At 62.0% G+C, this 26,368-nt stretch carries 22 protein-coding genes; 11 read left to right on the forward strand and 11 right to left on the reverse strand.

What is annotated here, in order from left to right:
* Window positions 1-40 precede the first annotated feature (40 nt).
* From G4D79_RS00350 to G4D79_RS00365, 4 genes are all read right to left on the reverse strand, one after another.
* Window positions 41-454: an HIT family protein gene (locus G4D79_RS00350; protein WP_042920316.1), complete on the reverse strand. Its 414-nt coding sequence runs from the start codon at window positions 452-454 to the stop codon at window positions 41-43.
* A 65-nt stretch (window positions 455-519) separates the two neighbouring features.
* A complete protein-coding gene (purB, locus tag G4D79_RS00355) occupies window positions 520-1,941 on the reverse strand; it encodes an adenylosuccinate lyase (RefSeq protein WP_003945775.1) in 1,422 nt (473 codons plus the stop codon).
* A gap of 55 nt (window positions 1,942-1,996) precedes the next feature.
* Complete coding sequence (locus G4D79_RS00360) at window positions 1,997-2,602, reverse strand: TetR/AcrR family transcriptional regulator (protein ID WP_003945736.1); 606 nt, start codon at window positions 2,600-2,602, stop codon at window positions 1,997-1,999.
* A 64-nt stretch (window positions 2,603-2,666) separates the two neighbouring features.
* Window positions 2,667-3,827: a pyridoxal phosphate-dependent aminotransferase gene (locus G4D79_RS00365; RefSeq protein ID WP_037132442.1), complete on the reverse strand. Its 1,161-nt coding sequence runs from the start codon at window positions 3,825-3,827 to the stop codon at window positions 2,667-2,669.
* A 162-nt stretch (window positions 3,828-3,989) separates the two neighbouring features.
* Here G4D79_RS00365 and G4D79_RS00370 point away from each other — a divergent pair, with 162 nt between their 5' ends.
* Genes G4D79_RS00370 through G4D79_RS00380 form a run of 3 tightly spaced genes read left to right on the forward strand, consistent with a single transcriptional unit; the run spans window position 3,990 to window position 10,441 of the window.
* The gene (locus tag G4D79_RS00370; protein WP_042452661.1) at window positions 3,990-5,600 is read left to right on the forward strand and encodes an ABC transporter substrate-binding protein; all 1,611 of its coding nucleotides are present in this window, start codon (window positions 3,990-3,992) and stop codon (window positions 5,598-5,600) included.
* A gap of 54 nt (window positions 5,601-5,654) precedes the next feature.
* Window positions 5,655-9,023: a serine hydrolase gene (locus tag G4D79_RS00375; RefSeq protein ID WP_099697006.1), complete on the forward strand. Its 3,369-nt coding sequence runs from the start codon at window positions 5,655-5,657 to the stop codon at window positions 9,021-9,023.
* 2 nt (window positions 9,024-9,025) lie between these two features.
* Window positions 9,026-10,441 (forward strand): serine hydrolase, encoded by a 1,416-nt coding sequence (locus G4D79_RS00380; protein WP_235171365.1) that lies wholly within the window; start codon window positions 9,026-9,028, stop codon window positions 10,439-10,441.
* A 51-nt stretch (window positions 10,442-10,492) separates the two neighbouring features.
* Here G4D79_RS00380 and G4D79_RS00385 read toward each other — a convergent pair whose 3' ends face one another.
* A complete protein-coding gene (locus G4D79_RS00385; RefSeq protein ID WP_064688689.1) occupies window positions 10,493-11,302 on the reverse strand; it encodes a hypothetical protein in 810 nt (269 codons plus the stop codon).
* A gap of 82 nt (window positions 11,303-11,384) precedes the next feature.
* On the opposite strand from G4D79_RS00385, the gene G4D79_RS00390 reads away from it, so the two are divergent.
* Window positions 11,385-12,773, forward strand: a complete 1,389-nt coding sequence (locus G4D79_RS00390; RefSeq protein ID WP_099697007.1) for a cell wall metabolism sensor histidine kinase WalK — start codon at window positions 11,385-11,387, stop codon at window positions 12,771-12,773.
* A gap of 3 nt (window positions 12,774-12,776) precedes the next feature.
* Here the strand turns inward: G4D79_RS00390 and G4D79_RS00395 are convergent, their stop codons facing one another.
* Window positions 12,777-13,451, reverse strand: a complete 675-nt coding sequence (locus G4D79_RS00395; RefSeq protein ID WP_037132434.1) for a response regulator transcription factor — start codon at window positions 13,449-13,451, stop codon at window positions 12,777-12,779.
* A 117-nt stretch (window positions 13,452-13,568) separates the two neighbouring features.
* Between G4D79_RS00395 and G4D79_RS00400 the strand changes: the two genes are divergently transcribed.
* Both G4D79_RS00400 and G4D79_RS00405 read left to right on the forward strand, forming a co-directional pair.
* On the forward strand, window positions 13,569-14,375 hold the full coding sequence (locus G4D79_RS00400) for a phosphatase PAP2 family protein (protein ID WP_235867739.1): 807 nt from the start codon (window positions 13,569-13,571) through the stop codon (window positions 14,373-14,375).
* A complete protein-coding gene (locus G4D79_RS00405; protein WP_054782115.1) occupies window positions 14,372-15,022 on the forward strand; it encodes a DedA family protein in 651 nt (216 codons plus the stop codon). The genes G4D79_RS00400 and G4D79_RS00405 overlap by 4 nt, the downstream gene beginning before the upstream one ends.
* 3 nt (window positions 15,023-15,025) lie before the next feature.
* Here G4D79_RS00405 and G4D79_RS00410 read toward each other — a convergent pair whose 3' ends face one another.
* Window positions 15,026-16,108, reverse strand: a complete 1,083-nt coding sequence (locus tag G4D79_RS00410) for an ABC transporter substrate-binding protein (RefSeq protein WP_223304465.1) — start codon at window positions 16,106-16,108, stop codon at window positions 15,026-15,028.
* 42 nt (window positions 16,109-16,150) lie between these two features.
* On the opposite strand from G4D79_RS00410, the gene G4D79_RS00415 reads away from it, so the two are divergent.
* Window positions 16,151-16,663, forward strand: a complete 513-nt coding sequence (locus G4D79_RS00415) for a MarR family winged helix-turn-helix transcriptional regulator (RefSeq protein WP_223304464.1) — start codon at window positions 16,151-16,153, stop codon at window positions 16,661-16,663.
* 6 nt (window positions 16,664-16,669) lie between these two features.
* On the opposite strand, the gene G4D79_RS00420 is transcribed toward G4D79_RS00415, so the two are convergent.
* The 4 genes from G4D79_RS00420 to purD form a co-directional block, all read right to left on the reverse strand.
* Window positions 16,670-17,611, reverse strand: a complete 942-nt coding sequence (locus tag G4D79_RS00420; RefSeq protein ID WP_075835153.1) for an ABC transporter substrate-binding protein — start codon at window positions 17,609-17,611, stop codon at window positions 16,670-16,672.
* A 190-nt stretch (window positions 17,612-17,801) separates the two neighbouring features.
* Window positions 17,802-18,635, reverse strand: a complete 834-nt coding sequence (locus tag G4D79_RS00425; RefSeq protein ID WP_075832266.1) for an AraC family transcriptional regulator — start codon at window positions 18,633-18,635, stop codon at window positions 17,802-17,804.
* Window positions 18,636-18,746: 111 nt separating this feature from the next.
* On the reverse strand, window positions 18,747-20,315 hold the full coding sequence (locus G4D79_RS00430; protein WP_007734403.1) for a GMC oxidoreductase: 1,569 nt from the start codon (window positions 20,313-20,315) through the stop codon (window positions 18,747-18,749).
* A 242-nt stretch (window positions 20,316-20,557) separates the two neighbouring features.
* The gene (gene purD / locus G4D79_RS00435) at window positions 20,558-21,814 is read right to left on the reverse strand and encodes a phosphoribosylamine--glycine ligase (RefSeq protein ID WP_099697008.1); all 1,257 of its coding nucleotides are present in this window, start codon (window positions 21,812-21,814) and stop codon (window positions 20,558-20,560) included.
* 171 nt (window positions 21,815-21,985) lie between these two features.
* On the opposite strand from purD, the gene G4D79_RS00440 reads away from it, so the two are divergent.
* Genes G4D79_RS00440 through G4D79_RS00455 form a run of 4 tightly spaced genes read left to right on the forward strand, consistent with a single transcriptional unit; the run spans window position 21,986 to window position 26,367 of the window.
* The gene (locus G4D79_RS00440) at window positions 21,986-23,608 is read left to right on the forward strand and encodes an ABC transporter substrate-binding protein (RefSeq protein WP_065456111.1); all 1,623 of its coding nucleotides are present in this window, start codon (window positions 21,986-21,988) and stop codon (window positions 23,606-23,608) included.
* On the forward strand, window positions 23,605-24,639 hold the full coding sequence (locus G4D79_RS00445) for an ABC transporter permease (RefSeq protein WP_099697080.1): 1,035 nt from the start codon (window positions 23,605-23,607) through the stop codon (window positions 24,637-24,639). The genes G4D79_RS00440 and G4D79_RS00445 overlap by 4 nt, the downstream gene beginning before the upstream one ends.
* On the forward strand, window positions 24,632-25,453 hold the full coding sequence (locus G4D79_RS00450; protein WP_007734397.1) for an ABC transporter permease: 822 nt from the start codon (window positions 24,632-24,634) through the stop codon (window positions 25,451-25,453). The genes G4D79_RS00445 and G4D79_RS00450 overlap by 8 nt, the downstream gene beginning before the upstream one ends.
* Window positions 25,450-26,367, forward strand: a complete 918-nt coding sequence (locus tag G4D79_RS00455) for an ABC transporter ATP-binding protein (protein ID WP_099697009.1) — start codon at window positions 25,450-25,452, stop codon at window positions 26,365-26,367. Before G4D79_RS00450 ends, G4D79_RS00455 begins: the two co-directional genes overlap by 4 nt.
* Window position 26,368: the final 1 nt, after the last annotated feature.

The following is a 26,368-nucleotide window of genomic DNA, read 5'->3' on the forward strand; positions in this document are numbered from 1 at the left end:
GGAGAAACCTCGGCGCGAATCACCCACACCGGGTGAACCTCTAGTTCAGTGCGCCTCGAATGACGGCAGCCGTGCTGTCGAGGATTGTCCGATTGGGCGTGCGAGGTAGGGCGCGCAGGCCGAAGCCGTCGCCGCGATTTCGCGGAATGACATGCAGATGAACATGGAAGACTTCCTGCCCCGCAACAGCTCCGTCGGAGAGGTGCAGATTCACTCCGTCGACAGGGAGAGATCCGGTACGCATCGCCGCGGCGATCTTCTGCGCGACGGCGAAGATCCTGGCACCGTCGTCGGGATCGAGCGTGGACAATCCACTGGCGTGGCGCTTCGGCACGACCAGGAGATGGCCGGATGTGAACGGCCGAATATCCATGAAGGCAAGGACATTCGCGTCGTCGTAGACGACGCTGGCCTCGGCCTCACCGGCGATGATGGAACAGAAGATGCAGTCCATGGTCTTCGACCCTGTGCGCCTTTTCGGTAGTGGTGACCACCGGAAAGGCGCACGGGGCGTAGCCCTTACAGAATCGGCGACGGCGCGTACGCCGCAGCTTCGGGGTTGGCGTCGACAAGTTTCTGCACCTCGGCGACAACGGCATCGACCTGAGCCGAAGCGGCACCGACAAAAGCAGCCTTGTCGGCCAGGGCCTCGTCGAGTGCAACGCGGTCGAGCGGCAAACGGTCGTCGGCGGCAAGGCGATCGAGCAGGTCGGGCTCCTTGCCCTCTTCACGCATCGCCAGCGCAACTGCGACGGCATTCTCCTTGATCGCCTCGTGTGCGGTCTCGCGTCCGACGCCGGCGCGGACGGCGGCCATGAGCACGCGCGTCGTGGCGAGGAACGGCAGATACCTGGTCAGTTCCTTCTCGATGACGGCCGGGTACGCGCCCATCTCGATCAGCACGGTCAGGAAGGTCTCGAACATGCCGTCGATCGCGAAGAACGCGTCCGGAAGCGCGACGCGGCGCACGACGGAGCAGAAGACGTCGCCCTCGTTCCACTGCGCACCCGCAAGCTCGGCTGCCATGGAGCCGTATCCGCGCAGGATCACCTGAAGTCCGTTGACTCGCTCGCACGAGCGGGTGTTCATCTTGTGCGGCATCGCCGAGCTGCCGACCTGGCCGGGCTGGAAGCCTTCGGTGACCAACTCGTGGCCGGCCATCAGGCGGATCGTGTGTGCAAACGACGACGGTCCCGCGCCGACCTGAACGAGCGCGGAGATGACGTCGTGGTCGAGGGAACGCGGGTACACCTGGCCGACGCTGGTCAACACGTGAGCGAATCCGAGGTGCTCCGCAACCTTCGCTTCGAGCTGCTCGAGTTTGGCCGCATCGCCGTCGAGGAGGTCGAGCATGTCCTGAGCGGTCCCCATCGGGCCCTTGATCCCACGAAGCGGGTACCGGTCGATCAGCTGGCGCAGACGCGTCAGTGCAACCAGCAGCTCGTCGGCGGCCGAAGCGAAACGCTTGCCCAAGGTCGTGGCCTGAGCTGCGACGTTGTGCGAGCGGCCGGCCATAACGATGGACGAGTACTCGGCAGCGCGCTCACCCAAGCGGGCGGCAACGGCGATGCCGTGGTTGTAGACATGTTCGAGAGAACGCACGATCTGCAGCTGCTCGACGTTCTCGGTGAGGTCGCGGCTGGTCATGCCCTTGTGGACCTGCTCGTGCCCGGCGAGTGCGTTGAATTCCTCGATGCGTGCCTTCACGTCGTGGCGGGTGACCCGCTCGCGGTCCGCGATGGACTCGAGGTCGACGTTGTCGATGACACGCTCGTAGTCGTCGATGGCGTCGGCCGGAATGTCGATGCCCAGCTCTGCCTGCGCACGCAACACCGCCACCCACAATTGACGCTCGAGCACGATCTTGTACTCGGGAGACCACAGAGCAACGAGCTCCGGGCTGGCGTAGCGGTTGGCAAGGACATTCGGGATGCGGCTCACGAGGCCTCAGTCTAACGGGGGCCAAGCAGTGCCGTTACCCCCGATAGAGACCGAGCTAGACCGGCGGCGCCATCACGTCGATCGATTCCAAGAGCATTCCCCTGGCCAACCCCCGTGGGTCCGGGTCGTACTCCCCCAGAGCCGTGATCATCGCACCGTCGACCATCGCGACAAGACGGCGCAATTGCCCCTCGGGAGCCGACCGGCCCGAGCGTCGAAGCGCATCGGTCAACAGGTCGTCGAGCTGGGCTCGTAGGCGCAACTGCACGTCACGAAGTGCGGGATGACGGGCACACGCGACGAATCGTTCGTAGCGCGAGATCAAACGCTCGCGGCTCTCCGGCCGCTTCTCTTCGTCTCCGAGCAGCAGCTCGACCAACAGTTCGACGGTTGATTCCGCGCCCCGCCGACGTTGGGTCACCGCAGCCACTCTGGCGCGCATCGCTTCCATGTCGGCGTTGCCGTTGAGCTCGACGGCACACGCGATCAGATCGTCGAGTGAGTCGAAGTAATAGGTCGTCGAAGCCAGTGGAAGGTCAGCTCTGGTTGCCACCGCTCGGTGACGAACGGCGTCGAACCCGCCCTCCAGCAAAAGTTCAGCAGCGGACGCCACCAGAGCTTGGCGACGTCGTTCGCCCTTGGGCGTAGCTGCAGAAGACACCACGACATCGTGCCAGCAGAGGGCACCTCCGCATGGCGAAACAGCTCGAAGACCCTGCTGTTTGTTACCCGAGCCACTTCTCGAGGCGGGCCAGTGCCTCCTGGATGTCTGCTGTCGCACCCGCGAACGAGAGTCTGACCATCCGGTTTCCGTGGACGGTGTCGAAATCGATTCCGGGTGCCAGCGCGACCCCGGTATCTGTCAGCAACCGGGCACACCACGCGGTGGCGCCCTCGTCGCCACACAGATGGCCGATGTCCGCGTAGACGTAGAACGCACCGTCGGCGGGAGCCAACTCGGTGATGCCCAGTTTCGGCAACCCGGTCAACAACAGTTCACGATTGACGGCGTACCGCTGAACGTGCCCGTCCAACTCGACCTTCGCCTCGTCCGAGAATGCCTCGACGGCGGCGTACTGAGAGATCGCGGGCGGACACACGGTCATGTTCGACGCGAGTCTCTGCAGCGGGCGCCGAAGATAGGTCGGCACCAACATCCACCCGAGTCGCCAACCCGTCATCGAGAAGTACTTGGACACCGAGCCGATCACGACGGATTCGCGTGAGGTCTCCCAGGCGCTCGACGTGTGCTGATCGCCGTATCCGATGCCGTGGTAGATCTCGTCCGAGATCAGAAGAGTTCCGTGCTGCTCGCACCACGTCGCCAATGCAGCGAGCTCCTCGGGCGAGATCACCGTGCCCGTGGGATTTGCCGGGCTCGCGACGATCAGACCGGCAGGCGGCGACGGCAAAGCCTCGAGCATTTCCACTGTCGGCTGGTATCGAGTTGCCGGCCCGCAGTCGAGTTCGACGACGTTGCAGCCGAGAGCGGCAAGGGTATTGCGGTACGCGGGATATCCGGGTCGAGCAACCACCACGGTGTCGCCCTCGTCGAACGCGGCCAGGAAGAGCAAGGTGAACGCCCCGGACGAACCGGTCGTCACCACCACGTCTTCGGCGTCGACGGCGATTCCCGATCGCTCGCTGTGGTAGCGCGCAATAGCCTCGCGTAGCTGCAGGATCCCGAAAGTCTCGGTATACCCGAGTAGTTCGGTGCCCAGAATCTCTCGCGTCGCACGTAGCACCGGTGCCGGCGCGGGCGTCGACGGTTGACCTGCCGCCAAGGTCAGGACGTCACCATGTGTCCGCTGACGTTCGGTCGCGGCCTTCCATACATCCATGACATGGAAGGTCTGGATATCTGATCGACGAGATTCTGAGCGCACACTCCGACGGTAGTCGAACCGTGGTGCGGCAAGAAACGACGACCACCCATTGTGACGATCCGACAGATTCAGGCGCTCAGCATGAGTCGATTCAACGAGACCTGGGCCACGTCCCTCGCGCAACATTGATCAACGACTTCCTTCGATCAAAAGGTGCATCAGATGAAAGCTCGCTCAGTGCCCACTGCGGCTCTGGTCACGATCGGCGTTCTCACGGTTGCCTCGTGCGGAAGCACCTCTGATCCTGGCGGCAATTCTTCCGGCGACTACGCGAAGGACGGCAGTTTCACCACGATCGTGAACACCGATCCCGGCAACCTTCATCCCCTGATCACCAATCTGACTGCCACGCAGGCGATCAACAGCTATACGAACGACTCGTTGTTGGCCATCGACCCCAAAACCCGCGCAGCGGGCTCGTATCTGGCCGAAAAATGGAGCGAGAACGGAACTTCGCTGAACTTCACCCTCAAAAAGGGGATCACGTGTGAAGACGGCACGACCTTCACTGCCCAGACAGCGGCAAACAACATCAACTGGGTCGTCGACACGACCAACGGCTCGCCGTGGTTGGGAGCATCCGTACCCGAAACTGCGGTAGCAACCGCTGATGGTGACGAGCTCACGATCAAGACAACGGAACCCGCGCCCTTCCTCCTCGAGCGCATCGGCGCTCTCAAGATGGCGTGCCAGGCAGCCCTCGACGACCCTGCCAGTGTTCGAGGCAGCAGCAACGGAACCGGACTGTTCAAGATCACCGAAGTAGTGGCCAACGATCACGTCACGCTCGAACGCCGCGACGGATACAACTGGGGGCCGAACGGCGAAACCACGTCGGACACGCTCGGAGTGCCCAAGACGGTCACGATCAAGGTCGTGACCGACGCCGCGACGACGGCGAATCTCGTCCTCACCGGAACGGTCAACGCGGCCCCGGTTGCCGGCGCGGATATCGAACGTGTGGAAGCTTCAGGCCTCGAGTCGATGACGTCCAACACCCTGAGCGGACAGTTCATCTTCAACCACAATGCGGCTCTCCCCACCAAGGACGAAGCCGTACGCACCGCACTCGTGCAAGCGATCGATCTCGACGATTACACGGACATCAACACCGGTGGCAAAGGCTCACGAGCTACGGCACTGGCAGTAGTCGATCCGCGGGCGTGTGACTTCGACAGCGTCACCGGTGTAGTTCCGAAGTTCGACATGGCCGCTGCGAAAAAGACTCTTGCGGACGCCGGTTGGAAACCCGGATCCGACGGTGTCCTGACCAAGGACGGTCAAGCGCTGCAATTGACGGTCATCTTTGCCAACTACCGCGACACCACCTCTGCAGCAGCAGAATACGCGATGAAGCAGTGGCAGGAGCTCGGCGCGAAGGTGGAGCTTCGTGGTGGTGACAACAACTTCATCATTTCCAACACATTCGCAGCGAAAGACCTTACGTCATGGTCGATCTCGATCGGACTGACCGTCCAGAGCGATACCCCCAGCATCTTCGTTCCGTACTTCGCCGGCCCCACCCCACCGTCGGGTGTCAACTTCGCATCGATCGACAATCAAAAGTACGCCGAACTGGCGGCGAAGGCCTCGGTTCTGCCCGGGCAGGAATCCTGCTCGGTGTGGAAGGAAGCGGAACAAGCACTGTTCACCTCATCCGACGTCATTCCGGTGTCCACGTCGCCGAACTTCATGTTCTTCAACGGCGCAACGGCCCTGTATGCACCAGTTGGCGGCACCCTGGCCGGCCCTGGCATTCGCGTTCTGAAATAAGCCGGAAGACAAAGCTTTACGTCTGCATCTATTTCTCCGATTCGAAGGATCTACATGACTGACCGTCCATTTGTTCTCGACGACCTCCACCGTGTGGTCACACCCACTGAGACCTCAATCTCTCCCGACGGCACCGTGGTCGTCTTCGTTCGCTCGGAAATTGTTGCCGGAAAGGCAACTACATCGCTCTGGGCGGTGTCCCGCGATTCCCGGGCTCGCCGCCTCACCGCAGGGCCCGCCGATTCTGCCCCTCGGTTCTCTCCGGACGGAACCTCGATTGCCTTCCTGCGTAAGGTCGGCGACTCCGCGCAGCTGCACCTGATCCCGCTCGCCGGTGGCGAGGCCGAAACTCTCACCACATCAGCATCACTCCCCCTCGGCGCCGGTGCAGCAGCCTGGAGCCCGGACGGAAATGCCATCGCGTTCGCCGCTGTGGTCTCACGCTCGGACTCCGCCGATCCGAATGCTCCCATCGTCACCGACCGACTCGGATACAAGGTGGACGGTGCCGGTTGGCTCGGCACCTTCCGTCGCCACCTTCACACCGTCGATCTGGAGACGAAGGCAGTTCGACGGCTCACCGACGGTGATTGGAATGCCGACGTTCCGTCCTGGTCGCCCGACGGCACGGCCCTTGCCTTCACCGCGAATCTCGAACCGGACAGCGATCTGAACCTCACGTTCAGCGCTTACCGCATCCTCGTCGACGATCTGTCGGTTCCCCCGCAGCGACTCGGTCATGCCACCGGAGTGCAGGGCTCCACACTGTGGCATCCGCAGGGAGATTCGGTCGTCGCCATCGGCACTCCCGAGGTCCGTGTCGGAACTGCAGACCTGATCCGGCTGTCCGTCCCCGGCCCAACCGAGACACCGGTCGACGTCACCCTCACAGCTCATCTCGATCGCAACGTGATGCCCGGTGCACCCGGTTACCCCGGCGGCACACCGGCACTGTCGAATACTCGCGACGAAATCGTGTTCTGCCTACGCGATCGTGGATGGACGCATCTGTACGCGGCCGACATCGAAACCGGCACCTCTCGATCCCTCGTCGCCAATCCCAACGAGGTCGTCTCGGCGCTCTCCGTTGCCCGTGACGCCCGCGTCGCCTCCGTCATCGTCACCACGCAGCAGTCCTTCGGCGAGGTCGCACTCGTCGATCTCGACAGCGGCGCGGTCACCACGCTGACGAAATTCACCGCAGAAGCACTCCCCGAGGTGACACTGTTTGCCGCCGAGGAACGCGAGTTCACCATCTCCGACGGCCGCACCGTGCATGGTTGGTTGCTGTCCGCTCCCGAAACCAGTGGTGCCGCACCCCTTCTGCTCGACATTCACGGCGGACCGCACAACGCGTGGACCGGCGTTGCAGATACCTATCACCCCGCCCACCAGGTTCTCGCCGCCCAGGGTTGGCGCATCCTGACCCTCAATCCACGTGGGTCGGACGGGTACGGCGCAGACTTCATGTACGCCGTCAACGGCGCCTGGGGTACCTCCGACCAAGCCGACTTCCTCGAGCCGATCGACGCGCTTGTCGCCGAGGGACTTGTCGACGGGGACCGTCTGGCGATCACCGGGTACAGCTACGGCGGATACAGTACGTGTCACCTGACGTCCGCGACGGATCGTTTTGCCGCTGCGGTTGCCGGCGGGCTGATCTGCGATTTCAACGCCATGGCCGGAGTCTGCGATTTCGGTCCGCACCTCGCGTCACTCGCCACCGGCACGACTGTTCCCGAGAACTCCGCGGGGCTCCTGGCAGCCTCACCGCTCGCCGCCGTGAAGAACGTGGTGACCCCGACGCTGATCCTGCACGGAAAGTCGGACGAGCGGTGCCCGCTGGGTCAAGCCGAGGCCTGGTTCGCCGCACTGCGCCAGCAGCACGTACCCACCCGTCTGGTGGCGTATCCCGGTGCAAGCCACGGGTTCCTCGTCAACGGCTCGATCTCGCACCGAATCGACTACAGCACACGACTCATCGAATGGGTCAAGCGATACACCTCCGCGAAGCTGCCCAAGACCGGCCTGGCCAACGCGTCTGCCGGAGCCGACGCGTGGAAGCGTTCGCTGGACGTACTGTGTGAGCGTTACGGCGTCACCGGTGCTCAATTCGGTATTCTCACACTCGATTCCAACGGCAAGGAAATCACCCGTACGACGGTGGCTTCCGGCGTGATCAATGCAGACACCGGGGTCGAGGTATCCACCGACTCCCTGTTCCAGATCGGATCCATCACCAAGGTATGGACCGCGATGCTGGTCATGCAGCTTGTCGACGAAGGCTTGCTCGACCTGGACGCGACCGTCCGGTCGATTCTGCCCGATTTCGCACTGCAGGACGAGGAAACAGCTGCCCGCATCACGGTTCGCGCACTTCTGAACCATCGCAACGGAATCGACGGTGACCTGTTCATCGACAAGGGTCGCGGCGACGACGTCGTCGAACGCTACGTCGAGGGCCTGCGTGACTTCCGTCAGGTTCATCCACTCGAGGACGGCTTCGCGTACTCGAACTCCGCGTACGTCCTTGCAGCTCGTATCGTCGAGGTTCTTCGCGGCGGCATCTGGGACGACATCCTCAAGGAGCGGATCATCGATCCGCTCGGCCTCGCGCACACACTCACGTTGACCGGAGATACACCGAGATACTCTGTGGCAGCGGGTCATACGGGGAACTCCGTCGTGATGCCCGTCTGGCCGATCACGCGCTCGATGGGGCCCGCGGGTTGCATCACTGCCAGCATCGGAGATCTACTCACGTTCGCGGAACTCGGTCTTCTCGAAGGACAGAGCGTCGACGGCGTACGGATCGTGTCGGAAAAGTCAGCCGCCGCGATGCGCACACCCGAAATCGACATCAGCGAACTGTTCCCGGACAAGTCGGGTTGGGGCTTGGGCTGGTTCCACGAAACCTGGTCGGGCGAAGAGATTTTCGGGCACGACGGCAGCACCATCGGCCAGCACGCGTATCTGCGCATCTTCCCCCGCCACAATGTCGCGATCGCACTGCTGACCAGCGGCGGCAAGGCCGACGGCCTCTACCGTGATCTCTTCACCGAAGCCGCGGCCGCGTTGGTCGGACTCGAACCTCCGCAAGCCCTCGCCCCGAACCCCGCGAGTGTGGAGTCGATTCCGGATTCGGTTCTGGGAAAGTACAGCTCGGGCGGAATAGCAATCGAGTTCCGTCGTGGAGAGTCCGCTGACGAGGCCGTGATCACCGTCATCGGCGACGTAATCCCGAATCCCGAGGAAGACGAGACAGCTCCGAAGAAGCCTGCAACGGTAGCCACTCTCGTACCGTCGCAGATCCCGGGGACCTGGACCACCCGTCAACCCGGGGCCGCGGGTTGGACGACGGTACGGCCGCACCGAGACGGAGTGTACGTCGGATTCCGCTTCCTACCACGGGTTAACGCGTGACGATGACCGATACACATACGATGACGGAAACACAGAACGCCGAAACACAGAACGCCAGCGAACTCGAGGAATCAAAGATGCAAGAACAGCTTCAAGAACTCGTCGATCAGTGGAGGGTCGAGGCAAACATCCCCGGCGTCTCGGTCGGCATCGTTCACGGCGACAAGGACATCGTCGTCACCAGTGGCATCGAGAGCGTCGAAACCCAACTCCCGGTCACCGACAAGACGATGTTCATGATCGGCTCCACCACAAAGGTGTTCGCCGCAACAGCCGCGATGGCACTCGTCGAGGACGGCCTACTCGATCTCGACACCCCGTTGGTCGAGTACGTCCCCGAACTGACCTTCGCCGACGAAACAGCCACGCGCACAGTCACGATGCGTCATCTCCTCACCCACACCGGCGGATTCACCGGCGACGCGGGCCTCTCGGCAGGCTGGGGCGAAGACGCCCTGGGACGCTCAGTTTCACGGCTGAACGAACTGCGACAAGAATTTCCCGTCGGAGAAGTCTTCTCCTACAGCAACTCCGGATTCGTTCTCGCCGGACATGTCGTGGCCAAGATCAGCGGACTGACCTTCGAAGAGCTGGTCAAGCAGCGCGTGCTCGACCCCCTCGAAATGAAGAACTCGGCCTTCCTGCCCTGGGACGTGATGACCCACCGGTTCGCACTCGGTCACTACATCCGCGACGGTGTGCCGTTCGTGTCCAACGAAACCGGGCTGGACCGCGGCATGATCCCTTGCGGCGGAATGTGGTCCTCGGTGCGAGACCAACTCGTCTGGGCACGTTACGCACTGTCTGGCGAACACCCCGGCGAAGGACAGCCGCTCGACGAGTCCACCCGGTTGTTGATGCAGAAGCCGCAGCGTCCCGCCGCGATGATGTTCGAAGAAGTCGGCCTGGGATGGCTGTTGACTCGATACGGAACCACACAGGTAGTCCGGCATGGCGGAAACGTGAGCAACCTCCAGGTCTCCGAGTTCATGACAGTGCCCGAGAAGAACTTCGCCGTCACCGTGCTGACCAACGCCCTCGGCGGCGGAATCGGCAAGAAGATCGTCGACTGGTGCATGGCCAACCTCACTGAACTACCCACGCCGGCATCCCTCGACGTGGTCGAGCCCGAACCCGCTGCCGTCGACGCAGTCCTGGGCAAGTATCAGGCCGGCTCACTGACGATGACCGTCGCCCCCGGTGACGAGGGAATCGGCATCCGGATGGGCAGCGCGCAGGATCTCGGTGAATACGAGGACATCGTCTGGCCGCCGGCAATCCCGATCGCCTTCCTCAACGACCGTGACTTCGCTGCGCGCGCCGACACCACCCGGGCGTTGGGACGCTTCGTCACCGACGACACCGGTCGCGCCGTGATGCTCGAATTCGGCGGCCGCACCGCCAAGCGAGTGGCCTGATCCTCTAGACGGGTGACGCGGTCCGAACAAGTGCGATCGAACTCGCCGATCTCACCGGACCGCGTCACCCGTTTGTGCGTCTGTGGGCTGCCGTTCATTGCTCGGTTCTGGCAGAACATCGACTTTGGTGCCAGTGAGAAAGGCGACCAGCGCGACGATCACGATCGTGAAGACAATGCTCACCACCGTCGGCCCGAATCCCAAGCCGCCCTCATCTCGGTCTTGGGTCAACAGGTCACCGATGGACGCTCCCAATGGACGAGTGACAACATAAGCGATCCAAAATGCAAGTACAGCATTGAGTTTCAGGCCGAAGTGCGCGGCGGCCACTACGGCGATCACGACGCCGAACAACACAGCAGACTTCGCATACCCCAGGTCCACCTGTTCGGCAATCAAGTCTCCTGCCGCCGTTCCCAGTGAAAATGTGAACAGGATGGCGAACCAGTAGAACGCTTCGCGCTTCGGCGTGCGAATACTGTGGATGGACAACGTCCGTTCACTGGCAAACCAGATCCCGAACGTAGCGGCCAGGGCAACCGCAAAGACTCCCGTACTCACTTCGAGCGGTACACCGAGATCGTCGGTCAGAATGTCGGTGATGAGCGTTCCGACTACGCTGATCAGAACTACCACCAGCCAATAAATCCACGGTACATACTGTTTCCGCGTGAACTGGATGATCAGCGCGACGACCAAGAACACCGAAGTCAACGCAGCGGTGCCGATCAGTCCGATACCTAGATCCGCGTCGAGTGAATCCGCGGCAGTCTCCCCCACCGTCGTGCCCAGAATCTTGATCAGCCAGAAGTACAGCGTGACCTCTGGGACCTTGCTCGCCATTTCACGCGTGAACGCCATGTCGGCCAGCGTGGCACCTGGTTGTTGAAGGGAAGCTGAGAACGTTCGCCGCGATTGCGCCGGAGAGTACAGACTGGACGCCATGGAGCATCTTGCCTCGTCGATTCTGCACCCGTCCCGGTGGAGCGTGCGCGCGCGGTCGACCGTGGCTTCGACACTCGTGATCGCCTTCTGCCTGGTGATCGCCGGGCTTGCACTGGTTTTCGTGCTGGCAAACTCCCTGCATCTGTCCGCGCTGAACAGCTCCGACGCTCGCGCCACGCAATTGGTCCAGCAGCTCAACGGAAAAAACCCGGCCGATCTCGACCCTTCGCTTCTGTCCACAGACAGTCAGATCGGAATCGTGCAGATCGTCGACGCCGATCACCGAATAGTCGCCCAATCACCTGGAACCGACAGCGACCTCCTGTCCGAACGTTTTCTCGGCCCTGACGAGTCGGACGCTCTCGGAAGGGTCAAGAAGTCCGACGACGAGGACTACTGGCTGATCGGGCGAGGCGCTCAGACGCCGACCGGACCAGTCACCGTCTTCGTCGGCGCCGACCGCGAACCGGTTGAAACCGTGGTGACGACCGTTGCCGTTCTGCTGGCCATAGTCGGACCTCTGGTCCTGGGGCTGGCAGCGTTTGCCACCTACCGCCTTGTCGGTTCGGCCCTCGCTCCCGTCGAACGCATCCGCGCTCGGGTAGCGTCGATTTCTAGTGGGCGTCAAGGTGAACGAGTGCCTGTACCGTCAGGGAACGACGAGATAGCCCGACTGGCAACAACAATGAACGACATGCTGGCGCGCCTCGACGAAGGTGCGCTGGCCCAGCAACGATTTGTCAGCGATGCCTCACACGAGTTACGCAGTCCGCTTTCCACGATCACGACGGCCCTCGAACTGGCACACCGACGCCCGGATCTCCTCGACGACGCGTTGATCGAAGACGCACTCCTTCCCGAGGCGCGCCGAATGCGGCAGTTGATCGAAGACCTGTTGACTCTCGCGCGCTCTGACGAAAGCGAACTCGAAAAGTTCGGCATCGTCGTCGACGTCGACCTCGATGACATCTTGTTCGCCGAGCAGAAAAGGATCGACGGTATCTCCGCAGTTACGGTCGCCGCTGCCGTGGCTCCGGTTCGGGTCTCCGGAGACCCGAGAGCATTGACGCGGATGGTGCGAAACCTCGTGGACAATGCAGTGCGGCATGCGGAGACCCTCGTGTATCTGGAGTGCTCCGAAGCCGGAAACGAAGCCCACATCGTGATCGAGGACGACGGGCCCGGAATCCCTGCAGCAGAACGCGAACGAATCTTCGGACGTTTCGTCCGCCTGGACCAGCCGCGGTCGAGGCAGGGAGGCGGGTCCGGACTTGGACTCGCCATCGCGTCGGAAATAGTTGCGGCGCACCACGGAACCATTTCCGTCAGCGAGAGGGCGGGCGGTGGAAGTCGATTCGAGGTGACGATTCCGGTACCGAACGACTGAAGATCAGGCAGTGCCGACAAAGCGGTACCCGACGCCTCGGACCGTTTCGATGCTCTGAGTTCCGAACGGGAGGTCGAGCTTCTTACGAAGGTAACCGATATACACCTCGACGATGTTCTCGTCACCTTCGTAGTTGGTGTCCCAGACAGAGCGAACGATCTCGGTCTTCGTGACCACCACACCATTGTTGCGCATCAAGAATTCGAGAACGCTGTACTCCCTTGGCGTCAGGGTCAATTCGATTCCCGCTCTGCTCACCTGATGTTTGGCCGGGTCGAGGGACAGGTCTCCAACGGAGAGTATCGCCGGACGTTGTGGAGCGCCGCGACGCACCAGTGCGCGCAGCCGAGCGAGAAGCACGACAAACGAGAATGGCTTGACCAGGTAGTCGTCGGCGCCGAGATCGAATGCATCAGCCAGGTCGTATTCGCCGTCCTTTGCCGAGAGCATGAGGATCGGCGTCCAGATCTCCCGGGCGCGTAGATCCCGCACGATGTCGTACCCGTGTTTGCCCGGCAACATGATGTCGAGAACGATCACGTCGAATTCGTCACTGCACGCAGTCGCGAATCCGTCGTCACCGTTGAGTTCGACCGCGGTCACGAATCCCTCGGCCACCAATCCCCGCCGGATCGTCTCGGCCAAGCGCACTTCGTCTTCGACCACCAGTACTCGCACCACCGGCCCCGTTTCGTCGCCACGCAGTTGTTCGGATGCACCCAGTAGAGCAGACGGTAGACCCAGAGCCGAGTTCCGTTCAGCGTTTCTTCAGCTTCGGCTCGTCACACTGCATTCATGCCTGCAACTGTGTCGACCGTGCGAAACGTGGTCACCGAAGTCCTGACCGAGAGCACCACCGCAGAGATCGCGGTTGCCGCAATCGTGGTGGCCGCAGCTCTGTTCGCGTTCGGTTCGATCTACCGAGCTTCCAGCGTTCGGTCTACAGCCCTTCGCACGTGCGGACTCGTGCTTGCACTGGTGACGCTGTCGATCCAGGTGTATGGAAGCGGGTGGTTGACGAGCTTCGACGGGCCGGTGACCGACTGGATGGTCGATCATCGGAGCGGCGCCCTGAACCAGATCGCGGTCGCCGTCACAGATCTCGGTAGCCCGGTCGCCACCGCGCTACTCGGGATCACCAGCGGAGTGCTCATCTCATGGCGAGCGCGTTCGGTCGTTCCGGGCTTGATCGTGATCGGAACCGTTGGCGGGGCGGCGGTCGCCAGCACGGTAATCAAAGCGCTCGTCGGTCGCGAACGTCCGCCGACCAACATCCAGGTTCTTCTCGAGACCGGCCACTCGTTCCCGTCTGGTCACGTCACCGGGACCGCTGCACTGTTCGGCATCGTCGTCCTCGTTCTGAGCGCGCACCGCACACCCGCCGTCAAGAGACTGCTGATGCTCCTCGCCGTGACAGTCACAATCGTCGTAGCCCTGACTCGCCTGTATTTGGGAGTTCACTGGCTCACCGACGTCATCGCCGGGGCCATTCTCGCGACGCTTGCAGTCACCGTGGGCGGAGCCGTCTTCCGGTTCGTCGAAGGCCGCTCCAAGACGACCGACCGCACTTCCTCTGCCTCTCGCGATCGGGCGCTCGTATGACGCTCGCACTCACCAGCGGAATTCTGAACCCCGATACCCTGCTCTCCACGTTCGGTCTGATCGGCTTGCTTGGGGCGGTATTCATCGAAACCGGTCTTCTGTTCGGGTTTTTTCTTCCCGGCGATTCGCTCTTGTTCACAGCTGGTGTCCTCGTCGCACAGGAGCAGCCATTCGTTCCACTATGGGTTCTCCTCGTGACTATCCCCATCGTCGCTGTGGTCGGCGACCAATGCGGCTACCTTGTCGGACGCGCAGCGGGTCCTGCGGTTTTCGATCGACCTGGAGCCAAGCGACTTGGTCCCGATCAACTTGCGCGGGCAGAAGCATTCTTCGAGAAGCACGGACCTCGTACCGTCGTCCTTGCGCGATTTGTTCCCGTCATCCGAACCATCACCCCAGTAATGGCGGGTACTTCACGGATGCCGTATCGAACCTTCCTGACATACAACGTCATCGGAGGACTCGCTTGGGGAGTTCTCGTTCCGGTACTCGGCTACATGCTCGGAGGAATCGAGTTCGTTCGCGCCCACATAGAAATCATCCTCATCGCTGTCGTCGTCGTCTCGATTCTGCCCATCGCTGTGAATTACTTGCGCTCACTGCGAGTACCGACCATCCAGGCTGAACAAATCGAGATTCCCGAGTAATTACTACCGCTGCAGTGTGCTCTGCAGAACCTTCAGCACTTCACGAGCCGCAGTCGGCCCGGTATTGAGGTAGAAGACGTCGTCGTCAACAGCGACGGCATGGTTGGCGACCACACCACGTAACTGCGCCCACAACGGCGCGTTCGTCAATGTCGCCGGGTCCCCGCCCTGCACGCCGTAGAAGATCCAGTCGGCGTCCGCCACATTCAACTCTTCTTCACTGATGTCTCGGGAAGTATCGTCGAACTGCTGCGACTGCGGACGGGTCAAGCCGGCATCCTCGGCGATACTGCCGGTGAACGAAGGAATACCGAAGATGCGCAGACGATTTCCGTTCTGGCGCGTGAACGACACCGTCGGCGGCGACGACAGGGAAGCACCGAGGGCCGCGGCATCGGTATTGAAGGTATCCAGCAGTGCCATCGCCTGCTGCGTCTTACCTACCCCGTCGGCAACCAGCAGGAAGTCCTGCTTCCAGTAGACGCCGGTTCCCTGTGTTGCCACCGTGGGCGCAATTGCCGAAAGCTGGTCGTACAGCGAATCAGCGTCCTTTCCTGCAACATTCATCAAGATCAGGTCAGGATCGAGCGTGACGATCGCTTCGAAATTCGGTGTGAAGCGTCCACCTGTGTCAACGACATCACTTAGCTGAGTACGGAATTCGGGGTACGCAGACAACAAGTACGGAGGCACCAGGTCCGCACCGTCACCACGCGTCGAACCTGCGGGCACGACACCGAGCGACAGGAGTGCATCTGCTTGCCCGGTCGAGATGACGACAACCTTTTCGGGCTGCGATTCGATCGTGGTGTCCCCTTTGAAGTGTGAGACGGTACGAGGGAACTCGCCGTCCGACTTTCCGCTCCCCATTCCAACCGGGACTTCTCGCGGAGCGACAAACGCAGAGTCCGCCGGAGCTGACGCACTGATCTCGGCATCTGTGGGCGACGCGTCCTCGCTCGAGCAGCCACTGAGAGCTGCCACCAATGTCAGTGCGCCGATCAGCATTACACTGCGTGACTTCTTTCGAAAATTCATGATCGTGTCCCGTACGTCGTGAAGCATGACAGCTTCATCTTCCGTCATGGTTAGGTGACCCTACCCTTTGAAGAACTGTAAACTATATCTGTGTCAGATACAGTTCCAGGGCGTGGATCACACGGGGTCGATCGCTACTCCGATCGCATGCCCACCGCGGAAGAAGCATCGAGATCACTCATCGCTGCGGCGTTCGAATTGCGTCGAGCGCTGCGGGAATACATGGATACGTCGGGTACCGACGCGACTCTGCCAGAGGCACAATCCGAAGTACTTCACGATGTCGCACACCATCCGGGCACTCGCATCGGGGCGGTCGCCGATCGTCTCTCCAGACGCCCGAACACCGTCAGCACGCTGGTGCGCACACTCTCCGACAAAGACCTGATCGAACGGCGACCCGATCCCACGGACGGCCGAGTGAGCACACTTTTCGTGAAGGACGAGCGAAGCGCGCGACGAGACCGTCGATCCGAACTACGCATCGGCGTTCTCGCCGAAGAATTGGCGTCCCTCGACGAGGGCGACCTCGACACATTGTCCGCTGCCATCGACATCTTCGACCGGGTCAATCGATCATTGCGAGATCACGCACCGCGGTGACGCTGCTCAGGTGACTTTCTCGCTTTTCTCGTAGACGTCGGCAAAACGCTTCATCTGCTCGGTGATGCCCGTCAGGCTGTACCCCGTACGAAGTTCGACCGACGCAACCTGACCCGAAACCACAGCCGGAAGCCTGGTGAAAGTCGGCGAATTGAGCTCCGGTGCATCCGACCAAGTCGGCGGAATCAGGAGGAGATCAGCCGGAAAGGCGCCTGGCTCTTCCCAACTCGCTGATGCCCAGAAACCGTCCTCGCTGTCGAGCTTGGCGAATTCGACGCCCATCGTTTCGAGAATACTTCCGAGCGGAGTCCATCCCGGCACCGCATAGTCAAGGCTCGACTCCAACGGAATCACATATGCAACAGAGATATTCGTTCGCGATGTGGCCAAGTCACGCACCCGGTCACCGAGCGCACTCAACTCTTCCCGTTTTGCCGCATAGACCGGCGAGGTGTCGGTGCCGCCGATACCCTGGACCAACGAACTGAAGCTGTCCAACGCCGCTTGCGCCCCGTCGGTGATCTTGACACCGGCAATGGGAGCAACCTCTTCGACGCGAACGATGTCGTCGCCCCAGATGCTGCCGAAGTTTCCACCGTTGTACGAACTCCAGATGTCGATGACCAGATCCGGGTTCACTGCCAGGAGTTTCTCGGCGCTGATGTCCGTATCGGTTTCGCTGACATGGGCAATTCCACTGAAGTCGAATGCATTCAACGTTGATTCGTCCAGCCTGGAAAAGCCGATGATGCCGACCGGCACGACGCCGTATTCGAGCAACACCGGCGCGGTGTCTGCCGTCGCCACGATGCGTTCGGGGATCTTGTCGAGCGAAATCTGCTGACCACGCGCATCGACATACGTCCACGCATCACCGTCGGACTTCGTGTCGGTCGTGGAGGTGCCACATGCTGCCAGCACCGTCGAAAGTGCCACCGCCACAGCCATGAAGATGGCCCTGCTACCGCGTTTCGAACGCGGCGCAACAAAATCGATCACTTCTGCCCCATGCTGTCGAGCGGGTCTCGGGAGAACCCCGAACCCGGAAAGTAAAGTAAGCCTCGCCTACATGGCTACGGTAGAACGGATCAGGAGATGACGCAATCGCGGAGTTTTGTCAAAGAATGTCGAAATCTGATCAACGGTCCGCAGTCTTTCGAAATGCCATCGGCGTGACACCGGTGGACTGCTTGAAGGCGGCGACAAAACTACTGGGCGTCGAGTATCCGACCTGTTCTGCCACATCGGCGACCGCAACATCTTGGCCGAGTAGGGACATCGCCACGTTCATCCGAAGCAGTACTCGCCACTGGCCGAAACTCACGCCGGTGTCCACCTTGAATCGACGAGCCAAAGTGCTGGTGCTGACGCCGATCTCGTTCGCCCAGTCCCCGAAACTGCGTGGATCCTCCGGATGGGACAACAGGTCGCGTGCAATCCGGCCGACCGGGCCCGAATCGGGGATCTTCATCGCTCCGCGCTCGTCGCCGGGAACAACGAGGTCGAAGAACACTCGCTCGGCGCGGCGCCTCGCGTCGTCCGACATCTCGCGAGCACTCAGATGCAGAAACAACTCGTAGAGTAGCGGCGTGCCGTGTACCGCAACCGGGTGATCACCGAGCGAAGGCCCCTGCCCTACAGCGCAATACACCGTCAGGAACTGCGCACCCGCGGCAACGCGCACCGAGTGTCGATGCAGTGCCGGTATCCACAGCCCTCGTCCCGGCAACAACGTCCACATCTGGGCGCCTGAGCGCACAACCACAATGCCGGAACGAGGGAACAGAATCTCGTTCGATCGGTGCGCGTGGGTTTCCCATGTCACCGGTTGATCAGCACTCGACGCACCACCCCACAGAACCAAATCTTCGGGCTCGTCGTCTAATTCGTGTTCGGATACCACCAGCTCGTCGCTCGACGGCACGCCCCACCGGAGCCAATCACCGTCGACCTCGGATTTTGTCCGCCTCACGTCTACATCCCTGGATCGACCGTCGTCTGTCCAGGTGACTGTAACCGCTGCCCACGCCGAGCAGGTGCGGCAGGAAGTTGATCCCACCGCACCTGACCCCGAGTCGCCGCCCTAGTTCATGTCGTTCGCAATGATGTTCTCGATATTCCGTTCGGCCAGAGCGGTGATGGTGACAAACGGATTGACTCCCACATTGCCCGGTACGAGGGATCCGTCCATGACGTACAGACCCGGGTACTCCGGGAGTCGACCGTAGCCGTCGGTCGCCTTGCCGAGCACACAACCGCCGAGGGGGTGGTACGTCAACTGATCGCCCCACGTCTGCGTCGGGCCGAAGAGGTCGGTCCGGTAGATCGTGCCTTCCTTCTTGTTGATCTTGTCGAAGAGCTTCTTCGCCATGTCGATCGACGGCTGGTTCTGCGAGCGCTGCCAGTTCAATCCGACTTTGCCTGTTGCCGAGTTGAATTGGAACTGAGCACGTTGCGGATTCTTGGCAATCGCCAAGTACAGGCTGACCCACAGTTCGGTACCGGCCGGGAAGGGTGCGATTTCCGCAAAGACGGGAGCGGATGTGTCGGCCCAGTTGTCGATACCCATCACGGGGATCGCCGACTGCTTCGCACCGGTGGCGTCCCACATGTGATTGGCGCGGCCCACCATCACGTTGCCGTTGTGACCCCATTCCTGTCCAACTGCACCCGGCAAATTCGCCAGCTGCCCTTGCGCTTTCATCGCGACCAGGAGCTTGCTGGTCCCGATACTGCCGGCCGCGAAGAAGACCTTGTCCGCCGTCACTGTCTTGGTGCCGACGGTATTGCCCTGCTCGTTGATCTGGTTCATCACCACTTGATAGCCACCGCCGGTCGCGGCCGGGGCAACCGAGGTCACGACGTGCAGAGCTGAAATGGTGAGCTTGCCGGTGGCCGATGCCGCAGCGAGGTACGTCTTGTCCAGAGATTTCTTTCCGGCATTGTTGCCGTAGATGACCTCACTGACCAGAGCGGACTTGGTGACCTGGCCGGCAGCTTCCTGCTTCATGTAGTTGAAGTCGTAGACATTCGGCACGAACGTTGTTGTGTAACCGGATCTCTCAGCGGTCTTTCGCCCCGTCCGCGCGAACTTGTAGTACTCGGTCGATTCGAACCAGGCCGGGTCGATGTTGTTGACTCCGAGCGCAGCGTTCGCGCGCGGGAAATACGTCGAGTACATCTCGTTGGAATCGACACCGGGCAGGATCTCTTCGAAATAGTTACGCTTGGGTGTGACGGCCATACCGCCGTTGACCAGCGACCCACCGCCGACCCCTCGGCCCTGGTAGACCTTGATCCCGCCGAAGTCCTCGGCGTCGAGAACACCGACGTAGCGGCTGATGTTCTTGTCCACCGAGCCGCCGGAGAAGTGTGAAACCGGTTGAACTGTACGGTCTCTGAGCCAGAAGGACCGACCGTCGGGCGAGAGCATCGGGCAGAAGATCTTGCCGTCGGACCCTGGTGTGGTCCACGACTTCCCCATCTCGACCATGTGCGTGTCGATACCGGCCTGTGTCAGGCGAAGTGCCGCAACGGCACCGCCGTATCCACTGCCGATCACGAGCGCGGGGACACGGTCTCCGTCGTTCAATGCTCGTCTGGGCGCAGCGGCCGCCGTGGTCCACGAGGACGAGAGTGCGGCGGCCCCCACAGCTAATCCTGTTGCTGCCAAGAAGTTTCTACGCGAGAGCGTGGAATTGGTACGTGCGTGCCGTTCGTTGGATCCAGCGCGAATGCTCAAGTGTGCCCTTCTCTTTCCGTGACCCCCGCGCTGAGATATACCGGGAGAAACCGAACGAGAAGTCCATACTCGTGGGTAACTTCGAGGAACCGTTGATTTTCCATGAAAAGGGCCGATGAACAGAAAGTTCACCGGCCCTCCGAAAGAACGAGTCAGGGAATTGAGATGCGACCTTCGACGGCGCCGAGCCCGATGTCCTTGCGGAAATGACCGCCGGGAAGCTTGACGTCGGCGATCTTTGCGTAGGCGTCGTCGCGAGCTTCGGTCAGATCCTTGCCCACTCCGACAACACTCAGCACACGCCCGCCTGCCGAGACGACGGCACCGTCTTCACGCTTCTTGGTACCGGCGTGCAGGACTCCGTCGGCGTCGGCTCCGGTGATCACGTCGCCGGTGCGTGGGGTTGCCGGGTAGTTCTCCGCGGCAATCACGACCGTGACAGCGGAACCGTCGCGCCACTGCAACGGACCGACCGAATCGAGTGTTCCGGTCGAGGCCGCATTGAGTAGACCGCCCAGCGGCGTTTCGAGGAGAGCAAGCACGGCCTGAGTTTCGGGGTCACCGAACCGGCAGTTGAATTCGACGACGGCCGGGCCGTCGACACCGATCGCCAGACCGGCGTAGAGAAGGCCGGAGAAACTGCTACCGCGCGCGACCAACTCGGTAGCGACAGGCTTGACCACGTCGTCGACGATCTGCGTGACCATCTCGTCGGGCAGCCACGGCAATGGGGTGTACGCGCCCATGCCGCCGGTGTTGGGTCCGGAGTCTCCGTCGCCGACTCGCTTGTGGTCCTGAGCCGGGAGCAGCGGGATCACAGTTTCGCCGTCGACGAGGCAGAAGAGCGAAACTTCCGGACCGTCGAGGAAGGACTCGAGGAGAACCGGGTGTCCGGTCTCGAGCAGTTCTGCGGCATGATCGCGCGCGGCGAGACGATCCGCCGTGACGACTACGCCCTTACCCGCGGCCAATCCGTCGTCCTTGACCACCCAGTTGGGACCGAAGCGGTCGAGTGCTTCGTCGAGCTTGGCCGGATTGTCGACGATCTCACTGTGAGCGGTCTTGACGCCGGCGACAGCCATCACGTCCTTGGCGAAAGCCTTCGATCCCTCGATGCGGGCGGCGTCGGCCGAAGGCCCGAAGCAGGCGATACCTGCTGCGCGCACCGCGTCTGCGACACCGAGGACCAGCGGAACCTCGGGTCCGATGACGACGAGGTCGGCTTCGACCTTCTGGGCCAGCGCGGTAACCGCGTCACCCGAAGCGACGTCGATGGGGTGCTGCTCGGCGATTTTTGCGATCCCGGCATTGCCAGGCGCGCAGATCAGGGCCGTGACACCTGGATCGCGAGCAAGAGAGAGAAGGAGGGCATGTTCACGGGCTCCGGAGCCGATTACTAGTACGCGCACGGGGAACAGACTACGGCCTGCGATAACAGCGCTCTCGGAGTGCCACTCACGGGGCCAAGGTCCCAGCGTTCGGCCTTTGTGCGAAATATCCGTTTCGAGATGAGATCATATGAATACCTGAATAGGTGAACAGATGTTTTCGGACACCTGTCCACCAAGGAAAGGACACCCGTGAAACTCCACAAACCAGGCGTTCTGACGCTCACCGCAACCGCCGCAATCGGCGCACTTCTGATCACGTCGTGCAGTAGCCCGACTGGCACCGACTCCTCGGGCAACAACGACGGCCTGGTCTTGGCCGACGGCTACGAGCTGGGCGGCTACAACCCGGTCGCAGGCTTCGGCGCTGCCGGTGAGGCCAAGATGTACGACGGCCTCGTCCGGCTCACCGGAGGGACCGGCATGCCGGGATTCGAGCCGTCTCTGGCCGCGGAGATGCCCACTGCCAATGCCGACGCGACAGTCTGGACGGTCAAGCTACGTGACGGCGTCACCTTTTCCGACGGGTCGACCTTCGACGCCGACGACGTGGTTGCCACGTACAAGGCGATCCTCGATCCGGCTTCCGCCTCCGAAGCGCGGTCGTCGTACGACATGATCAGCGACGTCGTGGCCGTCGACGACAGCACAGTCGAGTTTCGTCTCGCCTACTCGTATGCGCCCCTGCTGACGAAGATGCTGATCGGCATGGTCCCGTCGGAATCCCTCGCGACCCCCGGACTTGCCGCCGAATCGCCGTTGAACACCGCGCCTGTCGGTACGGGTCCGTACACACTCGTCGATCTCTCACCGGATCGAGCGGTCTTCGAGGCGAACGAGAACTACTGGGACGGTGCACCGGAGATCAAGAAGCTCACTCTCCTCTACGTTCCGGACGACAACACCCGCGCCCAACGTATGGTGTCGGGCGAGATCGACGGAACCAACCTCCCTCCACTGCTTGCCAATACGTTCTCGGGCAAAGACAACATGTCGGTGACTGCCCATCAGTCAGCGGACTGGCGCGGTCTCTCACTTCCGACGAACAATCCCGTGGCAGGCGACAAAGCCGTACGGATGGCGCTCAACCTCGCCGCCGATCGCCAGTCGATGATCGACAACGTCCTGGGCGGACACGGCCGCGTCGCCGCCACTCCGATCCCCGAGGTCTACGGCGATTCGTACAACCCGAACGCAACCTTCGCCTACGACCCGGCCGAGGCCGAGCGAATTCTCACCGAAGCGGGCTGGATCGAAGGTGCCGACGGAATCCGTTCGAAAGACGGTCAGCGGGCGCAGTTCACGATCATGTACAACTCCGTCGACACCGTTCGACGTGATCTCGCTCAGGCATTTGCCTCCGATGCTCTCGCTGTCGGCATCGAGGTGGATCTCGAAGCGCTCTCCTGGGACCGCATAGACCCTCGAATCAACCAGGATTCGACGCTTCTCGGTGGTGGAGACGAACCTTTCGATCCAGACACGCAGGCGTACGACGCGCTGAACTCGAAGTACATAGCGCCCGGGGTCGGCAGCATCTACGACAACGCCAGCGACTACTCCAATCCAGCAGTCGACGCAGGCCTGGAAGTAGGACGCCGCAGCCTGGATCAGGCAACGCGTGACGCCGCGTATCGCGACGTGCAGCAGGCGTACGTCGAGGATCCCGGATTTGTCATCCTCGTATTCCTCGACCATACGTACGTTTCGAAGGATTCCGACTGGCAGATGTCCGGACCTGTACTCGAGCCACACTCACACGGTGTGACCTGGGGCCCGTGGTGGTCACTGCAGACGTGGGCCAGAGGGCAATGACAGCGGTCGACGTTCGGGTAGACGCGCGGCAATCGCTCGACCACCGTGGCAACTCCCGCCGAAAGGCCATCCTCACGATGGTCGGTCGGCGGGCGTTGTTCATCGTGCCGGTGATCGCCGTGGTGTCCGCGGGACTCTTTGCCGCCGCCGCGATCTCACCGTTCGATCCACTTGTCGGCTACCTGGGCACGCGATACATGACGACCAGCGACGCGGACAAAGCGTTGATCGCCGATCAGATGGGTTTCGACAACCCCTGGTACAGCACGTACTGGAATTGGCTCCAGGGCGTGTTCACCGGTGATCTCGGGATCTCCAGATCGTTCAATCAGCCTGTTTCCCAAGTTATCTCCCAGCGTCTGCCATGGACCCTGCTGCTGGTCGGTATCTCACTCCTCATCGCGATTCTCGCCTCGCTGACACTCGGTGTTCTCGCCGGAATCCGCAGTGGAGGATTCTTGGACAAGACCGTGTCCGGGCTGAGCGTCGTGGTCCAAGGACTTCCGCCGTTTGTCTTGTCGCTGGGTGCCATCGCGCTCTTCGCGTTGACTCTCGGCTGGCTCCCGGTCGCCGGGTTGACCGACGGGGGTGCCGATCCCACACCGGGACAGGTGATCCGGCACTTGGTGCTACCGGTGACGGTCCTCTCCATCTCGCAGATGCCGTGGCTCCTACTCGCGGTCCGAGAATCCGTCGTGGGTTCGAAAAGTGAGGGATTTGTCGCGGGCGCCGTAGCACGCGGAATCCCGACGCCGACCATCACGAAACGCCACATACTGCCGACCTCACTGGCGCCTTTCGTGAACATCGTCGGCGTGCGACTGCCCGAGCTGATAGTCGGGGCAGTGCTGGTGGAAGAGGTCTTCAGTTGGCCAGGGATCGCCGGCGCCATCGTCTCGTCAGCCCGTGACCTCGACATGGCACTGCTCGCGTTCCTCACCGTCGGTACGACATTGACGGTCATGCTCGGCTCACTGATTGCCGACGTCCTCGTTGCAGTACTCGACCCGAGAGTGAGTACCGATGGCTGAACGACGCTTCAAGATCGCCGTCGGCGTGCTGATTCTCGTGGCGCTGTACGCGGCGTTGGTCCCATGGTTGGCCGACGTCGACGACCGAGTCACAGACTTCTCGGCGGCTCGCCTGGCTCCGTCGTTCGATCACCCGTTCGGAACTGACTCGGCGGGCCGAGATCTATTCGTGCGCATAGCTGCAGGCATCAGAACCTCACTTCTGATCGCACTCGCCTGCGCGCTGCTCGCCACGGTGATCGGCGTCGCCGTCGGCACTACGGCCGGACTGGTCGGCGGCTGGGTGGACAGGTTCGTCATGCGCGGCACCGATGCCGTCAACGCACTCCCCCACCTGTTGCTCGGCATCGTCATCGTCGCGATGTTCCGTGGAAGCATTGCCGCCATCGTGCTTTCGATCGCACTGACCCACTGGACCCAAGTGGCCCGGATCATCCGCTCCGAGATCTTGAGTCTGCGCGAGCGTCCCTACATCGACGCCGCCATTCTCGCGGGAGCCAGTCGACGTCACGTGATCATGCGCCACCTCGTGCCGGCGACGGCGCCACAGGCTTTGATCGCAGTCGTTCTCCTGCTGCCCCACGCCGTCTGGCACGAATCGACGTTGTCCTTCCTGGGATTCGGCCTTCCCCCGCACAAGCCCAGTCTCGGGACGCTTCTCGAAGAGGCACGCAGTTCTCTGCTCCTCGGCGGTTGGTGGACGCTGGCATTCCCCGCCGCAGTTCTCGTGATCGCCACCGTCGCAGTTGCCGTCGCCGGTTCGGCCCTGCGGTCGATGCTCACGCCCCCTCGACCTTCGGAGTTGCGACTGTGAACCACGGCCTGCGCATCGAATCTCTCACCGTCAGGATCCCTCTACTCGGAGGATCGGTAGTTCACGCTGCGAGCGACATCGACCTCGACGTTCCAGCCGGCACGGTGACCGCACTTGCCGGGGAATCGGGGTGTGGCAAGTCGATCATCGCCACCTCGGTCATGAACATGTTGCCGCCGAATGCTTCTCGAACCGGAACGGTCACCGTCGGAACACCGGACCTCGAGATCGACGTCTTCTCCGGCACCGCGTTCCGTGGGCGGCACGTGGCTCTCGTTCCACAATCCGCCGCAACACATCTCACCCCCGTCCGGACTGCGCGATCGCAACTACAGGAGACGATCGACGCACTCGGCAGCGATCACACTTGCGATGCCTTGGCACTTCGCGTCGGACTCGAACCGTCGGCCCTGGACTGCTACCCGCACGAACTGTCGGGCGGCATGGCGCAACGCGTGGCCATTGCCGGTGCGCTGGCCGGGAATCCGTCGGTGATCGTCGCAGACGAACCCACCGCCAACCTCGACCGCGAACTCACCGACCACGTCATGGGATTACTTCGAGAGTGCGCTGACTCCGGGGCGGCTGTCCTGCTCATCACCCATGACCTTGCATCACTCACCCGCAGCGATATCGCGGATCGACTTGCCGTCATGTACGCATCACGCATCATGGAAACCGGTCCGGCCGCGCTGGTGTTCCAAGATCCGCTTCACGATTACACCCGAGACCTTCTCGGCGCCTTACCTTCCAGAGGTTTGACTCCCATGCCGGGATCGCCACCGCAACTCACCGATCTCCCCGAGGAGTGCGTCTATCACCTACGACGCCCGGAGTCGAAACAATCCGGTGGCCCGACCGAACTCGTCACATTGGGTGACCGCACGTACCGAACGCTGCGGAAGGTGGGCTGAC

The organism is Rhodococcus sp. WY5 (genome assembly GCF_018588185.1).
Taxonomy (GTDB): domain Bacteria; phylum Actinomycetota; class Actinomycetes; order Mycobacteriales; family Mycobacteriaceae; genus Rhodococcus_F; species Rhodococcus_F qingshengii.